Origin of the sequence: Streptococcus oralis, assembly GCF_003943825.1 — a bacterium.
In the GTDB taxonomy this organism is placed as follows: domain Bacteria; phylum Bacillota; class Bacilli; order Lactobacillales; family Streptococcaceae; genus Streptococcus; species Streptococcus oralis_CD.
In genome coordinates this window covers 1-18,234 of sequence record NZ_RJNJ01000002.1, presented here as the reverse complement: position 1 = coordinate 18,234, position 18,234 = coordinate 1, and the positions used below count along the sequence as shown (strand labels likewise).

The following is an 18,234-nucleotide window of genomic DNA, read 5'->3' as shown; positions in this document are numbered from 1 at the left end:
TGAACAGTCGAATCAAACATAAACTTCGTATCAAATCCAGTTCATATGAAAGCATTTTAGAAGCCCCTAGATAGAACTTGGACAAAAGATACTCCCTCTAACCAACATGTGTAACCATTTATCACACACGCTACCAGACCACATGTTGGAAATCTCTGTGAATTACATTTAGAGTGAATTCACAAAACGCCGTGACAAAAAGCTACCCAAATTAAATGATTCACTGTCATTAAAGAACATCAATGTAGATGAACGAATCGCTACCCAGTTTATCTGCACGCAACTAGTGACAAGTTAAAAGAAGGAGAATCTCTCCATCTAGTTCTTTATCCTACTGACTTTGAAATCATCATACGTGACAATACCGCCTACCACCCGACTGACGTTATCGTTCAGTCCACGCTACTGTACCTTGTAAAAGGAGTACTTACTTTATGAACAAATCCGAACACAGACACCAACTTATCCGCGCCCTCGTTTCAAAAAACAAAATCCATACACAAGCTGAATTACAAGCCTTATTAGCGGAAAATGATATCCAAGTTACTCAGGCTACCTTATCACGCGATATCAAAACCATGAACCTTTCAAAAGTGCGCGAAGAGGATAATTCTTATTATGTGCTAAATACAGGCTCTATCTCCAAGTGGGAAAAACGTCTTGAAAACTATATGGAAGACGCTCTTGTTATGCTGCGTCCTGTGCAACACCAGGTTATTTTGAAAACTTTACCCGGTTTAGCCCAATCATTTGGATCTGTAATTGATTCCTTGGCTTTTCCAGATGTCGTTGCAACCCTTTGTGGAGATGACGTCTGCATGATTATCTGTGAAGATGCTACAAAAGCGCAAGCTTGTTTTGAAAGCCTTAAAAAATACGCACCACCATTTTTCTTTAGTGAATAAAACAAATCCCGTGATCAAAAGATCACGGGAATTTTTTATTTCTTCGACTGTGTTTCTTCTTTCTTTGTACGTGCCAATCGAAGAGCACGTTTAGGATTGAGACGATTAAATAATTCTTCTAGTTTCTTTTCATTCCATACATCTGCTGCAGAAACAAAATTTCCATCTGCATCTCGGAATGATATCGGTTTATCTCCCATATCAATCTCCTAGTCTACAAATTCAAATTCAAATTTACCGATGCGAACCAAATCACCATCTTTGGCTCCACGTGCACGAAGGGCTTCGTCAACCCCCATACCACGAAGCTGACGGGCAAACTTCATGACCGATTCGTCACGGTCAAAGTTGGTCATGTTAAAGAGTTTCATGAGTTTTTCACCAGAAAGTACCCATGTCGCATCATCATCACGACTAATCTCAAAGGCCTTTTCTTCCTCGTCAAAGCCATAGTAAGCCTCTTCTTCCATATCGGATTCATCATAAATCGGGAATTCTGGAGTCTTGTCTAACAATTCAGCTGTCGCATCCAAAAGGGGCGCCAAGCCTTGCTTGGTCAATCCAGAAATTGGGAAGATGGCTGGAAGTTCCTCAAACTCGTCGTAGTTTGCTGCCAACTTTTCCTTGAAAGTTTTAAGATTTTCCTGACTTTCAGGCATATCCATCTTGTTGGCTACGATAATCTGCGGACGTTCCATGAGACGAAGGTTGTAGGATTCTAATTCCTTATTGATCGCAAGGTAGTCCTCATAAGGATCACGTCCTTCGCTAGCTGACATATCGATGACATGGAGGATAACTCGTGTACGTTCGATGTGACGGAGAAACTGGGTTCCAAGACCAACCCCTTGACTGGCCCCTTCAATCAAACCTGGAAGGTCTGCTACTGCAAAAGATTCACCTGACTGTGTACGAACCATCCCTAGATTAGGGACAATCGTCGTAAAGTGGTAAGCACCGATTTTAGGTTTAGCTGAAGTGATGACACTAAGCAAAGTTGACTTTCCGACAGATGGGAAACCGACCAAGCCGACATCCGCTAGAATCTTCAATTCCAGTTGCAACTCACGTTCTTGTCCTGGTTCTCCATTCTCAGAGATTTCAGGTGCAGGATTTTTTGGCGTGGCAAAACGGATATTTCCACGACCACCTCGACCGCCATGAGCCACGATAAATTCTTGACCATGTTCAATCAAGTCTGTAATGACTTTACCTGTTTCCGCATCACGTACAGTAGTCCCCTGTGGTACGCGAACACGAAGATCTTCTGCACCACGTCCGTGCATTCCTTTGGTCATGCCTTTTTCACCGGAATCAGCCTTGAAATGACGGTTATAGCGGAAATCCATCAAGGTACGCAAGCCTTCGTCTACCACGAAAACAACGTTACCTCCACGTCCACCATCACCACCCCAAGGACCGCCATTAGGGACATATTTTTCACGGCGAAAAGCAACCATGCCATCGCCACCATTACCAGCCTTGACCTTAATCTTGGCTGTATCTAAAAACATACTCATATTTTCTTCTCACTTTAAAAAGGCTGGGGAGAACCCAGTCATTAGTTATTGTTTCTATCCTCGTAGCTTGCTTAGAATCTACTAAAAGCTCCAAGCGCAGTTGCAAAGATACCAGCAAGGGTTACAAACAACATGATGAGCACGACAACAAGCGTCACCTTTTCAAACATTGTTTTTTTACGTTTTCCGTTATCTCCAAAAGCCATAACTTCTCCTTTTTTTATATAATTCTAATTTAATAGTCTGTCGAAACTGGTGCAATCAACCATAAAATGATATAAGCAAGGACTCCTGTCCCATAACAAAATGCAAGAACAGCCCAAATGACACGAACAATTGTTGGATCGATATCAAAATAATGAGCAACTCCTGCGCATACTCCACCAATTTTTTGATCTTTCCCGCTTCTCATTAATTTTTTCATTTTTTCTTCCTCTTATTCTATTATTTGAATTCGTCTCTCCAATAATCTCTGATGCTAGACAATTGTTTTCGAGACGCTCTTAAAATACGCTTGGATTCTTTTACTGGGCTTGTAACAGCCTGTTGAGGTAGATAGAGAATCGTTTTTAAAAAGCGCTGAGTGACAGGTTGTCCATCATGTAGCTCATGTTCAAAGTTATTTGAGATAATGGCATCAAGGTAAAACTCATGAACTCGTTTCCCAAAATTTTCAGCCGAAATCTCGTACAACTTATCCGCCAACTTTTGTTCAGACATATCAGGAGTAGCAATCAATGCTTCAAGGATAGCTCCTGCAAGCTCTCTTTCCCCATAGTAGAGGGTCCCAAACATTTTATCATTGATCAGATTTTCAAGATAGGGATTGCCATGAGCAATAACAGGCGTTCCACTGGCTAGACTTTCTAGATAAGTCAATCCTTGGGTTTCACTAGTGGAAGCTGAAATAAAGAAATCAGCTGCCTTATAGTACAAGGCTGTTTCACTTGGAGCAATCATACCTGTAAAAATCACATGTTTTTGTATGTTTAATTTCTCTGCTTGTTCTTTCAGACTATCCAGATAAGGTCCGTCTCCAGCAACAACCAACTTCACCTTGTCTTCTTCTTTCAAAACCTGCGCAAAGGCAGCTAAGACTGCTTGGATATTCTTCTCAAAGGAGATACGAGAAAGACTCAGCAGCATTTTCTCGCCTTCCTGAATACCTAACTTCGAACGAAGCTCTTGTAAGTTTTCCTCTTTGATCTCAGGTCGTTCAAACTTAGCTAGCTCAATTCCAGTTGGGATGACACGCTTTTCAACCTTGACTTTGTATTTAGATAAAAGGTCACGAACAATCTCACTAGGGCAAATCACGCCATCTACATCATGAAGGAAGCCACGCACCAAATATTTTACCATACTCGGACGAATTAGCATGCCCTTAGCAATGTAATGCACATAGTCTTCATACTGGGTATGGTAGGTATGAATAACTGGAATTTTCAATTCTCTCGCAATCCAAATCCCTAACAAACCAAGTGAAAATTCTGTCTGAGTATGAATGATGTCGAGTTGATACTGCTTAGCAATTTCAAGCGCCTTTGTAAAACCTCGGTAGGCAAATCGTCGATCCTTAAACGCAAAGAAAGGGACACTCGGAATGCGAATAATTTGCCAATCCTCGTATCGGTTTACGTCTTTATCAGTCGTTGTAAAGATAAAAACTGCATGCCCCTGCTTTTCAAGCTCAGTTTTCAAGGTCCGAATACTAGTCGCGACCCCGGAAACCTGAGGGAAATAGGTATCTGTAAATAAACCAATTCGCATAAATTACCTCACTTTTTGCCCAAAGCAGCCTGTTCTCGATAAAATTTTAACCAGATTTCCAACAAATGCTCCTCAGAGTACTCTTTGGAGATCTCGCGAGCTTTTTCTTTCAAGTCCTTTAAGGCTTCAGGGTCATTCTTGTATTCTAGGATTGCTTCTCTCATCTCGGAAACATCACTTGTAGCACGATAATTCCCATCAAGAATAACCTTATACAAATCCAAATCTCTTAACATAATAGGAGCCTCGCAACTAGCGGCCTCTAAGATAGTCATAGGGAATAATTCATTGTAACTTGGTAGCAAGAATAGATCCGCCATAACGTAAAGCTCCCGCATCCGTTCCGGTGACACAATTCCAGGGAAAATAAGATTTTTGGGTGGATTGTCCATTATCTTCTTGTAGCGTTCATAACCATCTGTCATCCCACCAAATGAAAAACCACCTGCCCAGATAAAGGTAATTTCTGGCAATTCCTCAGCAAGACGGATAAAATCATCAATTCCTTTACGTTTCTGAACCTGACCCGCACCGATTACGACAAACTGATCTTCCGCAAGATCCATTTCCTTCCGGAGTTGTGCAACCTGTTCAGCTGGTAATGGATGCCATTTTTCTTTGTTTACAAAGTTTGGAATATAAGTTACTTTTTCACGCGGAATACCAGCAGCCACCAAATCCTCGATAAACATGGGATTGACCACCACCAAGTGTTCCATTCGGTTGTAAAAGGAAAAAACATAGCGTTTGACAATTCCTTTTAGGAAAAATGGAATCTTCAAACTCCCCTCAAGCGTATCAGGCAAAAAATGCACATAGCCAATTTTTCTCCCAGAGCGTTTCTTTTGGAAAGTAGATAAATAATAAGGGAAATCAATGGTATGAAAGTGAGTTACATCCGCTTCTACAGGAAGATTCTCTGTAACAATCAACTGGTCTTTGGCATCACGGTGAAGGAGACTAACCAATTCTCGATAAGCTCCTGACACTCCTTGACCAGCTACTTTTTCACTTGAACTTAGCATATTAATACGCAATTTTTCGTTTTCCATACCTTTCATTATACCATTTTATTTCCAGAAAATCAGCAAAAGAAAGAAGAGACCAAAGGAAAAAGGATAAAATCACCTTTTTTCCAATCGTCTCTCTCATTTTTTTAGTCTTTATTTAATTCCTAGGGCGATACGCGCGTATCGGCTCATTTTTTCAACCGTCCAAGCTGGATACCAGACCAATTTAACTTCGGTATTGGTTACCTCAGGCACATCAGTCATCGCATCGTGTATCTGGTCTGTCAAAAGGTCAGCCAGTGGGCAGCCCATAGTTGTCAAGGTCATATCAATTTCAGTGTGACCTGTTTCACCATCAAAACGAATTTCATAAATCAAACCTAGGTTGACAATATCAATCCCCAACTCAGGGTCGATGACTTCTTCCAAGGCATTTAAAATGCGTGTTTTGATCGTTTCAATTTGCTCTTCTGTATAAGCCATGTTATTCCTCACTCTTAGTCTTCAATAAAATCACGAAGGGGTTTACTGCGACTTGGTTGACGCAATTTTCTCAAAGCCTTAGCCTCAATCTGACGGATACGCTCACGAGTCACGTTAAAGACTTTACCAACATCTTCAAGAGTACGCATTTTCCCATCATCTAGCCCGAAACGAAGGCGCAGAACGTTTTCTTCACGGTCTGTGAGAGTATCCAAAACTTCATCCAACTGCTCACGCAAAACGATACGAGTTGTGTAGTCTACTGGATTTTCAATCACTTCGTCTTCGATAAAGTCCCCAAGATGACTATCGTCCTCTTCACCAATCGGTGTTTCAAGTGATACTGGTTCTTGGGCAATCTTTAGGATTTCACGGACCTTGTCAGGTGTCATATCCATACGCTCAGCGATTTGTTCAGGAGTTGGATCTTGTCCCAGTTCTTGAAGGAGATTCCGCTGTTCACGAACAAGCTTGTTAATAGTTTCAACCATGTGGACAGGGATACGAATGGTTCGGGCTTGGTCAGCAATGGCACGAGTGATTGCCTGACGAATCCACCAAGTTGCGTAAGTTGAAAACTTAAATCCTTTTGAATAGTCAAACTTGTCAACAGCCTTCATCAAGCCCATGTTTCCTTCTTGAATCAAGTCAAGAAATTGCATACCACGCCCTACGTAGCGCTTAGCAATCGAAACCACCAAACGAAGGTTGGCTTCTGCAAGACGTTGTTTGGCTTCAATATCACCAGCCTCAACTGCTAGGGCCAATTCTTTTTCCTCTTCGTTAGTCAAGAGAGGAACCACCCCGATTTCCTTCAAATACATACGGACTGGGTCATTAACCTTGGCAGAAGTTGAGCCAATCAAGTCCTCATCACTGAGTTCTGGCTCTTCTTCTGCACTAAGCACACGCGCACTTGGATTTCCTTCATTATCTGTGATAGAAATTCCAGCATCCTGAATCCGTTGCAAAAGGTCTTCAATGCCGTCTGCATCGAGGGTGAAAGGAATAACCAGACTTGAATTGATTTCGTCATCTGTTGCTGTTCCTGTTTTTTTGTGGTTACGGATAAAGTCTGCTACTTGCACATCAAATGTGGTTACTTCTTTTTGTTTTGTTGCCATTATTACTCCATTCTTCTCTTTTGGGAAATCAATCGTTGCAATTCTTCCAAGGCTGTGTCTGTATCTCCTACATGACTAGCTTCCTGCACTTTCTTTTTAATTCTTAAGTTGTCCTTGCTGAGGAGGGCACGGTTTCGAGTTGCTTCGACTTCCGCTAGCTCTTGAGGCGACATCTCAACTGGCAAATCCAAGCTAAGCACGTGGTACCAAGCATTTTCAACCTCAGGCGTCTGATGAGAAAGTTCCTCTGAGCCGACTTCTCCCTGCTCACTTAATAATTCGTAAAGAATCTGAAATTCTGGGGTATCAAAGAAAAAATCTTCTCTTAATCGGTAGTCATTTAACACAACTGGGTTCTCAGCCATCCTATAGAGGAGATGAGCCTCTGCTCTCATGACTGCTGTCAGTTGCCGCGTTACAGGTAAACTAATCGCTGCTGGAGGTTGCTCCTCTTTGACTCTTTCCTGCCTTTGAACAATGCGACTTTCATTTACAATCTGCTCCACCTGCTGGTAATCAAAAGAAGGTAGATTATCCACCAGAATGTGGATATAAGAATTCTGGGCAGTGATAGACTTTTCTTTGGCGATTAGGGGTGCAATCTTTTCAATGAATTCGATTTGCGCCTGCAAGTTATCACTATTTTCTGGCTTGAGCTGGTGAATATAGAACTCTATAGGACTAATCCGGGTCTTGGTTAAAAGGTAAGCCAGGTCTTCAGCAGAATTCTTTTGCAAATACTCATCTGGGTCCATGGCATCAGGTACCCGAACAACCTCCACTGAGAAGTCTTTTAATTCCTCTAGAGCCTTGGCTGTTGCTACCTGCCCTGCCTTGTCACCATCATAGCTGAGAACTATCTTTTTGGTAAAGCGTTTGAGGTGGTCAACATGCTCCTTGCTTAAGGCTGTTCCCATGGAAGCTACAGCATTTTCTATACCAGCACGATAGGCTGCGATCACATCCATGAAGCCTTCCATCAGATAGAGCTCTGTAATCTTACCTGTTCCCTTTTTTGCCTTGTCCAAATGATACAATTCATAACTCTTGTTAAAAATTGCAGTCGAGCGACTATTTTTATATTTGGCAGTCTGACTATCCGTTTCTTGCCAGATACGACCTGAAAATGCAATAACCTGCCCCTTGTCATTGGTCAAAGGAAAGATAATCCGTCCAAAAAAAGTATCATAAAACTGATTGCCATCTGACAGGTAAAACAAGCCCGAATCCAATAAATCCTTTTCCTCAAACTTGCCAGCCAAACGTTGATAGAGATAAGTTCTCTCTGCTGGAGCTAGTCCAATCTGGAAGTGCTTCAGAACATCGTCTGTCAATCCGCGTTTGTAGAGATAAGCCCTTGCTTCTTCTCCCATCTTTGTCGTCATGAGGATGGCATGGTAAAAACGGGCAGCTTCTTCATGCATATCATATAGAGCTTGATGAGGGGAAGCTTGTTGGGGACGAGACTGAACAGGCATAGCTAGTTGAATACCGACGCGCTCTCCTAAGAGCTGAACGGCTTCCATGAAGGACACGCCTTGGTATTCTTCGATAAACTTAAAGACATCTCCTGAACGCCCACAGCCAAAACAGTGATAAAACTGCTTGTCTTCCACAACGTTGAAAGAGGGGGTCTTTTCACCATGAAAAGGACAGAGCCCTAAATAGTTCCGTCCAGCCTTCTGTAAAGAAATCACATCACCTATGACTTCCACAATGTTGGCATTGTTTTTGATTTCTTCAATGACTTGCTTGTCAACCATACACAATACCTCCATCTTATCATAGTTTCACGTAAACTAGTATAGCTTATTTCTGAAAAAAAGTAAACCATTTCATACGCTTTCCGTAATTCTCTTTGCCTTATTTTTCTAGATAGAAAGAGGAGATAAAAACTCAGAAACACTTTAATGCTTCTAAGTTTCTCTTCTCTATTTTTTGATGATTATTTAACTCATCTATTCAAATAATTGATAGTAGTCTGAAATTTTCATCTTAGCTTTTTCTTCTTTACTGAGATCTTGGATGATACGACCTTCCTTCATGACAATCAGACGATTTCCGTACTTCAACGCATCTTCCATATGGTGGGTAATCATCAAGGCTGTCAGATGATCCTTGCTGACAAAGTCATCTGTTAACTCCATCAAAGCAACACTGGTTTTTGGGTCGAGAGCTGCTGTGTGTTCATCCAACAAGAGCAACTCTGGTCGCTTCAAGGTTGCCATCAAGAGACTCAAGGCCTGACGTTGTCCACCTGAAAGAAACTCAATCGGAGTATCGAGATGTTTTTCAAGACCATTTCCCACTTTTTCAATGGTAGTCTGAAACTCCTCTCGGTGACTTGAAAGTCTCCTAGGAAGGAGTCCTCTCTTCTCACCACGAAACTTGGCAATCAAGAGATTTTCCGCCACCGTCATACGAGGAGCCGTACCCATCTTAGGATCCTGAAAGACACGAGACAAGTACTTAGCCCGCTTTTCAGGTGAAAAATGCGTCACATCCTCGCCCATGATACGGATACTTCCACTTGTTAAAGGTAAGGTACCTGCAATCGTGTTAAAAAGCGTTGACTTTCCAGCTCCATTTCCCCCTAGGATAGTAATGAAATCATGTTCGAAAATTTCAAGAGAAACATCATTCAGAATGATTTTTTCCTCGTCAAAGCCATTCGTGATGACTTTGGTGGCATTTTTTAATTCTACAATTGCTGTCATTTGCTAAACTTGACTCCTTTCAGGTATTTGCTTTTGAAGGTTGGAATCATAAGGCAAACTGCCAAAATCAAGGCGCTGTACAAACGAAGATAACTTGTATTAAACCCAAGAGCAATCACTCCCCAAACGAGGAATTGATAAGCAATAGATCCCACGACAATGGTCATGAGTCGCTCTGCCAGGGTCAAACTCTTGAACAAAACCTCACCAATAATCAAGCTAGCAAGCCCTACGACAATCACGCCAATTCCTCGTGAAACATCCGCGTATCCTTCTTGTTGAGCAATTAAAGCCCCTGCAAGCGCGATAATCCCATTTGAGAGAACCAAGCCCATGAGTTCCATACGTCCTGTATTGATACCAAAGCTACGAGCCATATCAGGATTATCACCAGTAGCGATGTAGGCCTGACCTAGTTTGGTATCAAGGAAAAAGAGCATGAGACCAATTACAAGAGCTACAAAGATTAATCCAGTCAGGAGTTGATTGAGATCCGAATCAAAAGGCAAGACATCTTGAATTTGCTTGGTCCCAAGAAGCCCCAAGTTGGCACGCCCCATAATCATGAGCATGATGGAATGGCAGGAAGTCATGACCAGAATCCCTGATAAGAGGGTTGGGATTTTTCCTTTGGTATATAAGAGACCTGTCGCCATTCCAGCTAGACAGCCCGCTCCTACTGCGGCTAGGGTTGCTAAAAATGGGTTGACTCCCTGTGTTATCAAGGTTACAGCTACTGCTCCCCCAAGAGGAAAAGAACCTTCAGTAGTCATATCTGGAAAATTCAAAATTCGAAAAGTCATAAAGATTCCCAAACCTAAAATCGTCCAGACCATCCCCTGAGAAATAATGGATACTATCATAATCTTTCACTCATTTCTTTCTTTAGTAAAAATGGGAGGAGATGTGTCCAGCTCCTCCTTTATCTTTATTCAATCACTTGTCCTGCTTCTTTTAGAACGGACTCAGGAATGGTGATACCAAGTTCCTGCGCTAGTTTTTTGTTAATCACTGACTTACCAGTTGAAAAGACATTAACTGGCGTATCAGCTGGTTTTTCACCTTTCAAAACTTTGGCAATCATTTTACCAGTAGCCACTCCAAGATCGTGTTGGTCAACTACTACAGATGCTAATCCACCTGCTTCTACCATGGCAGTGGCACTTGGGTAGATTGGCTTTTTAGCTGTTTGGTTGCTTGAAACAACTGTTGAGAATGCTGATGCGATGGTGTTATCAATTGGAACCCAAATCGCATCGACCTTGCTTGTCATAACATTGACTGTTGAAGCAATTTCATTTGTTGAAGGAACGGCAAAGGTTTCGACTGTCAAACCTGCTTTTTCAGCATAAGCCTTGAATTCTTCAACTTGTGATTTTGAGTTATCTTCGCTACTTGAATAGAGAGCACCGATTGTTTTGACATTTGGTGTCAAAGTTTTAATCAATTCCACTTGCTGTTCAGCTGGGTTGTGGTCTGACACCCCTGTAATGTTGCCACCTGGTTTTTTCAAATCTTTGACCAAGTTAGCACCGATTGGGTCTGTAATAGCAGCCATGATAACTGGTAGATCTTTAGTAGCACTTGCAAGTCCTTGAGCTGCTGGTGTTGCAATCCCAACAACTACATCGTTTCCATTAGCAACCAATTGTTTACTCATGGTTGCAACCTTGCTCTGATCACCTTCAGAGTTCATAAAGTCGATTTTTACCTGGTCGTCCTTATAGCCTTCTTCAGCTAGTCCATCTTGAATCCCTTGGTAAATCAAGTCCAAGGATGGGTGACTAACAAATTGAAGGACACCAACCTTAGCAACCTTTTGCTCTTCCTTAGCTGCTGGTTTGTTCATTGATGAATAAATCAAGCTAGCCACTACCAATACTGCTAATCCAGCGACAATTCCAATCAAACGTTTATTTTTCATTTTTCTTTCTCCTTAATTCTTTTACCTTAACTTGTTAAATCACATCATCAAGCGATGCCATCGTTTAAATTCCAATATCTTTCCTCCCCATAGAAAAAGTCCTCACACAAAAAACTTGTGTGAGGACGTCAATGCGCGGTGCCACCTCAATTATAGGGAATATCCCTATCGCTCTTTCTCGCATTCACGAGTTGCACTGTAAGGTGTGCTCACCGAATTTTTATGATTTCAAATTCTTAAGTACATTCAGCCCAATTTCATCAATTTCATCTATCTGCTTTCACCAACCACAGACTCTCTAAAAAATGAGCATGATTACTTTCTGAATGTTTAAATTATATCATTTTTCAACTACTTGTCAAGCTTATTTTTAGAATTTTTTAAACAATTCAAAAACTTCCCCTTTATAAAAGAGGAAGTTTGTAGAATATCAGCCTGAATTACGTAAACCTGTTGCAATTCCATTAATAGTTGTATGGATCAGTTTTTCTTCGTCAGCTGACAATTCGCCGCGACGTTGACGTTTGATCAACTCCAACTGGATGTAGTTCAGGATATTAAAGTAAGGCATACGATAGTTTAGACTGTCTTTTAGGTAAGAGTTTTCTGCCAAGAGTTCATCATAACCTTCGATAGCTAAAATAACATCCTTAGTCAACTGCCATTCATCTAAAATAGTGTAGTAGATAGCTTGTACTTCTTCGTCTTCACAAAGCTTGGCATATTCAAAAGCAATGTTCATATTAGACTTAGACAAGACCATGTCTACATTGGAAAGCAAAGATTGGAAGAAAGGCCAGTTTTGGTACATGTCACGAAGAAACTCGATATTCTTCGGATCTTGATCTATAAACTCTTTAAAGCTTGATCCAACTCCGTACCATCCAGGGAACATGACACGACTTTGTGACCATGAGAAGACCCAAGGAATAGCACGCAAACCGCCAATTTCAGTGATGGTCTTACGAGCTGCTGGACGTGAACCGATATTGAAGCTTGAAATAGCCTTGATTGGACTTGATTCAAAGAAGTAGTCATAGAAATGTTCATTTCCAAAGACCAAATCACGATAGATATCGTAGCTACGGTCCACTACTTGATCCATGATGGCTTCGTAACGATTTGACGTATTGGTATCACTCTTCTTCTTGGTAATCATACGGTTAATGGCTGCAGAAACCAACATTTCAAGGTTATAATAGGCTGCATCTTTGTTACCGTATTTGTTTCCAATGACTTCTCCTTGCTCAGTCAGACGGATACGGTCCTTGATAGACTTAAGTGGTTGAGATGTGATGGCTTCATAAGTTGGTCCACCACCACGACCCACAGTACCACCACGACCATGGAAGAAAGTAACCTTAACGCCAAATTCATCCCCAATAGCCGTCAGTTGTTGTTGCGCTTTATATAGAGTCCAACATGAGGATAGATAACCACCATCCTTGTTACTATCAGAGTAGCCAAGCATGATTTCTTGGTAGTTGTCTTTTGAAGCAATCCATTTTTTAGCCAAAGGTAGAGAGAAATATCTTCTCATGGTTTCTTCCGAATGATCCAAGTCTTCAATCGTTTCAAAGAGGGGAACAATCTGAACGCGCGCTTTTTGGGCATCTACCAAGCCGACTTCCTTAAGCATAATGGCTAATTCGAGCATATCGGATACACTGGTTGCGTGAGAAATGATGGTTTGACGAATGACGTTTTCACCCAGTTTATCCTTCAACTTGCGCGCAGCTTTAAAGATAGAGAGTTCTTTTTCAAGCAGTTCTGACTTTTCAGCATGAGTCGCTGATAGGATACGAGGATCTTCTTCCAACTCTTTTAAGAGGAGGGCGCATTTTTCATCTTCAGATAGATCGCTATAGTGATCATTGATACCAGCAGACGCAAGCAATTCTGCCACACATGCTTCGTGAACACTAGAATCCTGGCGCATGTCGATAGAGGCAAGGTAGAAACCAAAAATTTCGACAGCTTGCATCAACTCGACAAATTCTCCTGAAATCAGGTATTCTCCCTTATTCTCAAGGAGAGAATCGCGAATGGCCAACAAATTTTGATAGAATTCATCTGCAGTGGCATATCTTGGCTGAAGATCCTTGTCTTCAATGAGATAAGCCTTGGTAGCCTGCATCTTAACTTGGATGTCAAAAAGAGCACGACGATAGAGTTCTTTTTCACGATAAATCGAGTTATCTTGTGACTTCAGCGCCATCTCACGGACCTTGTCGCTGACATTCACGATACTGGTTGAAAGTGAAAATTCACGATAAAGATTATAAATTTTTTCATCATAATAGTTCATGATGACTTCGCACTGAGTCAAGGCTGATTTGTTGAGAGTTTCCGCAGTTACGAAAGGATTTCCATCACGGTCTCCTCCAATCCACATCCCCATAGTAATTGGTTTTGGATGTTGGAGCTCGATACCTTGTTCTTTAGCTAGTTTCTTATACTCAGCTGTCAAACGTGGAACAGCATTCAGGAAAGAACTTTGGTAATACTCCATCACGTTGGTGATTTCGTTGGTTACTTTCAATTTCTTCTCTCGAATCATGTCCGTTTGCATGATAATTTCAATGTAACGACGGAGATCCGTGTGCCATTTTTCTTTATTAATCAAGCCGAGTTTGACATCACGGTACTTGCGCAAAAGCGTATGGATATGGTTGGTTAAATCCAGCATACTCTTGCGTTGTACTTGCGTTGGATGGGCGGTCAAGACAGGAACGACATTTAACTTTTCTAAAATTTCGGCTGCATTTTCTTTTTCAGCTACCATCTTAATCGTTGTAGATAATTTTCCTAAATAGTCTTGGTCCACATTGTTTTGGTGATTGATTTCATAGGCCAAATCCACATCCTCAGAGATATTAATCAAAAGTGGAAGGATAGAGAAATAGCGTGAAATGTAAATCATTTCTTCATTTGAAAGACTGGTCACTAGGTCATTGAGCCCTTGATAATTCTCGCTAGTTGATAATTCCTTCAACTGGATAATCTTCTCAAAGGTTTCAGGCGCTAGCATATTTTTTGTGATATCTTCTAATAGCTCAGTCAGAATCAAGACTTCTTCTTGGACGACTGCTTTATTACTATAGTTTTCTAATTTTTGAAGAGACATATACTTTCCTTTCCATTCAATCCTTACAGATTTTCATCGGTTTGATTCTCGTATTCTCTGATAAGTTTGGCACGTTTTTCACTTGCATCAATGTTCAGTACAAGCGCGATGGCCACGGATAATACCAATAGACTGTTCCCACCTTGTGAAAGGAAGGGGAAGGTTACCCCTGTAGAAGGAATCAACCCTGAAATCCCACCAATATTGACAAAGACCTGAACAAGGATCATTCCTCCGACACCAATAGCAACCATGGAGTTAAAGGGATCCTTTGCTCGAATACCAACCAAGATGATTCGCAAAATCAAGAAGAAGAGTAAAGCCAAAATCATACTGGCTCCAACGAATCCAAACTCCTCGATGACAATCGAAAAGACAAAATCCGTATGGGCTTCTGGCAGATAACCACGCTTCTCGATGGAATTCCCTAGTCCCAGTCCGAACCAGCCTCCATTTACCATTGCATAGTAGGAATTTGCGAGCTGGTGTCCTGCACCCGCCAAGTCATTAAAGGGATTAAAGAAGGCACTAAAACGTTTAGCAACGTAACCAAATACAGGAATTTGAGAGAACTTTTCAACCCCAACAAAGCGAATAACAGACAAGACTAACATTGAACTTCCTGCCAAGAGAGCTAGAATGGTCGAGAACCAACGATAGGCGATCCCACTAACCGTATACATGATGAGCGCCACCAAGACCAAGATGGTCGCATTTCCCAAGTCTGGGAAAATTCCCAAGCTACCAATCAGAACTAGCAGAACAAAACGCCAGTCGTTAAAAGCTCGAGGTAGCCACTGATTCTGTGTCAAAACCTGGAAGTCATAAACCGCAATCTCATCTTGTTGTTTTGAAAATCGATGTGCCAGGTACCAGATGATGATAATCTTAAGGTACTCTGCAGGCTGAATCGTTACAGGTCCTACAGAAATCCATCCGTATGCTCCATTGACAGGTGTTCCGACCAATCGCGCCAGAGCTAAAAGAACCATCTCCACAATCATTACAATAAAGATGAGACGCCCATTTCTTAGGAAACCTAATTTTAATTTATAGATTAAGGCAATCAGAATCAAACTAGCTATCCAGAAGATCCCCTGGTTACGCACCAATTGAAAGGCACTTTTCCCTTCTTCGATCAAGGTTGCACTCGTTGTCGAGTACACCACAATCAGCCCCAAAATCGATAAAAGGAAGTAAGGAATCAAAATGGAATAGTTTAGTAGGTGCCTTTTACTAATTTTCATATTTCACCACTCTAATAGGAACAGACGCTTCTGTTCCCAATTCCGTTTTATTTTCTAGTTTTGATTGCTATTATACCACTTTTTCAGAAAGAAAAAAACTCTTATCCTTTAATCCTTCGAATTTTACTCATTTTCTAGTATCAGGTATAAAAACACAAATCTCAAAAGAGATTTGTGTTTTGCTTTCTTAGTTAGATGAAGAGCTGCTGCTTGAGCTTGAGTCACCACCACCGATGTATTGGGTGAAGATGTTTTGGAATGATTGGTCTTTAACCTTGATGTTTGCTGCTTGCAATTCTTTACCAATTACTCCTTGAACAAAGGCTGAATCATTTTGTTTCTGAGTCAAGATGATGGTCTTCAATTTTTCTTTGTAATCCTCTATATTAGAAGATTTTTCTGTTTTCTTCGTTACTTTGATGATGTAGAACTGACTGCTGTAGGCTTGTGTTCCAGTAGCTGTAATCACATCAGAAACCCCGTTCACATCCAAGGCAAAGGCTGCTTTCTTGACTTGTTCTGGAAGTTCTGTTGAAGCAGAGTCAAAAGTGATTTCTCCACCATTTTCTTTTGTTTTGTCGTCGTTAGAGTTGTCTTTTGCCAACTGAGCAAAATCCGCACCTTCTGCTTTAGCTTTCTCAAGTACTTCTTTTGCCTTGTCTTCATTGTCCATACGGATGATTTGAGCAGTTACATCTGGTGTGTACGCTTCAAAAGCCTTTTGGTAGGCTTCGTCTGTCAATTCGCTCTCAGCGGCCTTCTTAACCGCCAATTCAACCAATTTGCTAGTACGGATTTGAGCTTTACGAGTCTCAGGTGTCATACCTGCACGTTGAAGCACGCTGTTGTAGCTATCACCGTATTTCTTTTGTTCTTCAGCAACGGCGTCATCCACATCTTTATCCGTTACCTCTGATCCATATTGTTGTTCGAATACTTTTTGGATAGTCATATTGAGCAAGACTTGTTGTGCGGTTGGATTGTTCTTTACTTCTTCAAAGAATTGATGTTCTGTAATCACATCGCCCTTCATACTGATCAAATCTTTTCCTTCAGAACTGTTTGAACAAGCTGCAAGTGTTGCTACTGATAAAAGTGTGATGGCTCCTGCCATAAGTTTTTTCTTCATTTTTACTCCTTTTACGGTAAGTGTTACCTTATCTATTTTACTATAATTTCTTAAATTTTTCTGAAAATCATTCGCTCTCAGGAAGCTCTACTTCTGCTAGATTCTTTCGTATCATGAGAATGCCGTCCCCAAGTGGAACTAAAGTTGCTGTTAGACCTGGATTGTCCAAAGTTGCGTCGAAAAGTCTTTGCAAACCACGGTAAATGGTGCGTTGACCTCGACGGACTTCCATGATATCCTTGGCAACATCTCCTCCTTGGAAAATATCATCCAAGACCACCACTCCACCGACTTCCAAGTGCTTAAGGATTTCTGGTAGAAAGACGATGTACTTGGACTTGGCCGAATCCATAAAGACAAAGTCATAAGTTTCTGTCAGACTAGATAAAACATCGACTGCATCTCCCTCTAGGAGGGTGATTTGCTTACGACTGTCAAACTGGGCAAAGTTTTCCTTGGCAAAGCCTATCATCTCAGGATTACGGTCAATCGTTGTAATCTTGGCATTTGGCGCATGTTCCGCCATCAGGAGGGCAGAAAAGCCAATTGCCGTTCCAATTTCCAAAATATTCTTAGGCTGTAGACTTTCCATGAGAAATCGAAAGTAAGCAACTGTTTCATGAGGAATAATGGGAATGTTTTCCTTGCGAGCGAAGACTTCCAATTCTTTCAAGGAACCTGTCACCTGCTTTTGACGCTGGCGCATGAGTTCTACGATTTCTTCCTTGACGACGGGGCGACGCATATTGTGATTGGCATTTTTACTGTAAGATTCTACCATGGATCTTATGCCAATCCTAATTTTTCTACAAGTGCTTCAAACTCGTTCAAGCGACGTTCAAAGACTGCAAAGGCATCGTTGAGATAGTCTTCTTTTTCCATATCAACACCCGCTTTTCTCATAACATTGAGTGGATAGTCTGACTTACCTGCCTTGAGGTAGTCGATATAGCGGTCACGATCTTCTTGACTACCATGGACAATCTTCTCAGCCAAGGCTGAAGCAGCTGCAAAACCTGTTGAATACTGATAAACATAGTAGTTATAGTAGAAGTGTGGAATGCGTGCCCACTCGTATTGGATTTGAGGATTATCTTCCTTGCTGAGTCCATAGTACTCTTGATTCAAATCAGCGTAGAGTTTATTGAGGAAATCACTTGTCAAGACTTCTCCATTTTGGTCTGCTTGATGGATAGCATGTTCAAACTCAGCGAATTGAGTTTGACGGAAGACTGTTCATGTTCAAACTCAGCGAATTGAGTTTGACGGAAGACTGTT

The 18,234-nt window shown here is 41.3% G+C and carries 17 protein-coding genes, 1 pseudogene and 1 other annotated feature; of the genes and pseudogenes, 1 reads left to right on the top strand and 17 read right to left on the bottom strand.

The window, feature by feature from the left end:
• Positions 1-434 precede the first annotated feature (434 nt).
• Positions 435-905 carry an arginine repressor gene (locus D8863_RS01790; protein ID WP_049477502.1) on the top strand — a complete coding sequence of 157 codons (471 nt, stop codon included), beginning with the start codon at positions 435-437 and terminating at the stop codon, positions 903-905.
• A 35-nt stretch (positions 906-940) separates the two neighbouring features.
• Here the strand turns inward: D8863_RS01790 and D8863_RS01785 are convergent, their stop codons facing one another.
• The 17 genes and pseudogenes from D8863_RS01785 to D8863_RS01705 form a co-directional block, all read right to left on the bottom strand.
• Positions 941-1,105 (bottom strand): hypothetical protein, encoded by a 165-nt coding sequence (locus D8863_RS01785; RefSeq protein ID WP_000502578.1) that lies wholly within the window; start codon positions 1,103-1,105, stop codon positions 941-943.
• Positions 1,106-1,114: 9 nt separating this feature from the next.
• Positions 1,115-2,425, bottom strand: coding sequence for a GTPase ObgE (gene obgE, locus D8863_RS01780; RefSeq protein ID WP_125440911.1), 1,311 nt, complete (start codon positions 2,423-2,425; stop codon positions 1,115-1,117).
• A gap of 71 nt (positions 2,426-2,496) precedes the next feature.
• A complete protein-coding gene (locus D8863_RS01775) occupies positions 2,497-2,631 on the bottom strand; it encodes a DUF4044 domain-containing protein (RefSeq protein WP_125440910.1) in 135 nt (44 codons plus the stop codon).
• Between the two features lie 29 nt (positions 2,632-2,660).
• Entirely contained in the window at positions 2,661-2,849 is a 189-nt protein-coding gene (locus tag D8863_RS01770; protein WP_000735789.1) for a PspC domain-containing protein, read from the bottom strand.
• Between the two features lie 20 nt (positions 2,850-2,869).
• Positions 2,870-4,195 (bottom strand): glycosyltransferase family 4 protein, encoded by a 1,326-nt coding sequence (locus D8863_RS01765; protein ID WP_001219459.1) that lies wholly within the window; start codon positions 4,193-4,195, stop codon positions 2,870-2,872.
• 8 nt (positions 4,196-4,203) lie between these two features.
• Positions 4,204-5,247, bottom strand: a complete 1,044-nt coding sequence (locus D8863_RS01760) for a glycosyltransferase family 4 protein (protein WP_185761432.1) — start codon at positions 5,245-5,247, stop codon at positions 4,204-4,206.
• Positions 5,248-5,358: 111 nt separating this feature from the next.
• Positions 5,359-5,688 (bottom strand): metal-sulfur cluster assembly factor, encoded by a 330-nt coding sequence (locus tag D8863_RS01755; protein WP_000331930.1) that lies wholly within the window; start codon positions 5,686-5,688, stop codon positions 5,359-5,361.
• Between the two features lie 14 nt (positions 5,689-5,702).
• Positions 5,703-6,812, bottom strand: coding sequence for an RNA polymerase sigma factor RpoD (gene rpoD, locus D8863_RS01750; protein WP_000201892.1), 1,110 nt, complete (start codon positions 6,810-6,812; stop codon positions 5,703-5,705).
• Positions 6,813-6,814: 2 nt separating this feature from the next.
• Entirely contained in the window at positions 6,815-8,575 is a 1,761-nt protein-coding gene (gene dnaG, locus D8863_RS01745; RefSeq protein ID WP_125440909.1) for a DNA primase, read from the bottom strand.
• A 195-nt stretch (positions 8,576-8,770) separates the two neighbouring features.
• Positions 8,771-9,529, bottom strand: coding sequence for an ABC transporter ATP-binding protein (locus tag D8863_RS01740; RefSeq protein WP_125440908.1), 759 nt, complete (start codon positions 9,527-9,529; stop codon positions 8,771-8,773).
• The gene (locus D8863_RS01735; RefSeq protein WP_125440907.1) at positions 9,526-10,392 is read right to left on the bottom strand and encodes an ABC transporter permease; all 867 of its coding nucleotides are present in this window, start codon (positions 10,390-10,392) and stop codon (positions 9,526-9,528) included. The genes D8863_RS01740 and D8863_RS01735 overlap by 4 nt, the downstream gene beginning before the upstream one ends.
• A 65-nt stretch (positions 10,393-10,457) precedes the next feature.
• Complete coding sequence (gene trpX / locus D8863_RS01730; RefSeq protein WP_049479003.1) at positions 10,458-11,453, bottom strand: tryptophan ABC transporter substrate-binding protein; 996 nt, start codon at positions 11,451-11,453, stop codon at positions 10,458-10,460.
• A gap of 118 nt (positions 11,454-11,571) precedes the next feature.
• Positions 11,572-11,787 (bottom strand) — a binding site (T-box leader).
• 96 nt (positions 11,788-11,883) lie between these two features.
• Positions 11,884-14,580 carry a phosphoenolpyruvate carboxylase gene (gene ppc, locus D8863_RS01725; protein ID WP_125440906.1) on the bottom strand — a complete coding sequence of 899 codons (2,697 nt, stop codon included), beginning with the start codon at positions 14,578-14,580 and terminating at the stop codon, positions 11,884-11,886.
• A 23-nt stretch (positions 14,581-14,603) separates the two neighbouring features.
• On the bottom strand, positions 14,604-15,827 hold the full coding sequence (gene ftsW, locus D8863_RS01720) for a cell division peptidoglycan polymerase FtsW (protein ID WP_000703342.1): 1,224 nt from the start codon (positions 15,825-15,827) through the stop codon (positions 14,604-14,606).
• A gap of 187 nt (positions 15,828-16,014) precedes the next feature.
• On the bottom strand, positions 16,015-16,956 hold the full coding sequence (prsA, locus tag D8863_RS01715; RefSeq protein ID WP_000728079.1) for a peptidylprolyl isomerase PrsA: 942 nt from the start codon (positions 16,954-16,956) through the stop codon (positions 16,015-16,017).
• Between the two features lie 67 nt (positions 16,957-17,023).
• Positions 17,024-17,737, bottom strand: a complete 714-nt coding sequence (locus D8863_RS01710) for an O-methyltransferase (protein WP_125440905.1) — start codon at positions 17,735-17,737, stop codon at positions 17,024-17,026.
• Between the two features lie 5 nt (positions 17,738-17,742).
• A pseudogene (locus tag D8863_RS01705) lies at positions 17,743-18,192 on the bottom strand (M3 family metallopeptidase); the annotation flags it as partial.
• Between the last annotated feature and the right edge of the window lie 42 nt (positions 18,193-18,234).

Bases quoted from the DNA above. Each gene is read 5' to 3' on its own strand.
- D8863_RS01740 (WP_125440908.1), bottom strand. From the start codon at position 9,529: ATGACAGCAATTGTAGAATTAAAAAATGCCACCAAAGTCATCACGAAT.
- rpoD (WP_000201892.1), bottom strand. From the start codon at position 6,812: ATGGCAACAAAACAAAAAGAAGTAACCACATTTGATGTGCAAGTAGCA.
- prsA (WP_000728079.1), bottom strand. From the start codon at position 16,956: ATGAAGAAAAAACTTATGGCAGGAGCCATCACACTTTTATCAGTAGCA.
- D8863_RS01765 (WP_001219459.1), bottom strand. From the start codon at position 4,195: ATGCGAATTGGTTTATTTACAGATACCTATTTCCCTCAGGTTTCCGGG.
- obgE (WP_125440911.1), bottom strand. From the start codon at position 2,425: ATGAGTATGTTTTTAGATACAGCCAAGATTAAGGTCAAGGCTGGTAAT.
- D8863_RS01760 (WP_185761432.1), bottom strand. From the start codon at position 5,247: ATGGAAAACGAAAAATTGCGTATTAATATGCTAAGTTCAAGTGAAAAA.
- D8863_RS01735 (WP_125440907.1), bottom strand. From the start codon at position 10,392: ATGATAGTATCCATTATTTCTCAGGGGATGGTCTGGACGATTTTAGGT.
- dnaG (WP_125440909.1), bottom strand. From the start codon at position 8,575: ATGGTTGACAAGCAAGTCATTGAAGAAATCAAAAACAATGCCAACATT.
- D8863_RS01755 (WP_000331930.1), bottom strand. From the start codon at position 5,688: ATGGCTTATACAGAAGAGCAAATTGAAACGATCAAAACACGCATTTTA.
- trpX (WP_049479003.1), bottom strand. From the start codon at position 11,453: ATGAAAAATAAACGTTTGATTGGAATTGTCGCTGGATTAGCAGTATTG.
- D8863_RS01790 (WP_049477502.1), top strand. From the start codon at position 435: ATGAACAAATCCGAACACAGACACCAACTTATCCGCGCCCTCGTTTCA.
- ftsW (WP_000703342.1), bottom strand. From the start codon at position 15,827: ATGAAAATTAGTAAAAGGCACCTACTAAACTATTCCATTTTGATTCCT.
- D8863_RS01710 (WP_125440905.1), bottom strand. From the start codon at position 17,737: ATGGTAGAATCTTACAGTAAAAATGCCAATCACAATATGCGTCGCCCC.
- ppc (WP_125440906.1), bottom strand. From the start codon at position 14,580: ATGTCTCTTCAAAAATTAGAAAACTATAGTAATAAAGCAGTCGTCCAA.
- D8863_RS01785 (WP_000502578.1), bottom strand. From the start codon at position 1,105: ATGGGAGATAAACCGATATCATTCCGAGATGCAGATGGAAATTTTGTT.
- D8863_RS01770 (WP_000735789.1), bottom strand. From the start codon at position 2,849: ATGAAAAAATTAATGAGAAGCGGGAAAGATCAAAAAATTGGTGGAGTA.
- D8863_RS01775 (WP_125440910.1), bottom strand. From the start codon at position 2,631: ATGGCTTTTGGAGATAACGGAAAACGTAAAAAAACAATGTTTGAAAAG.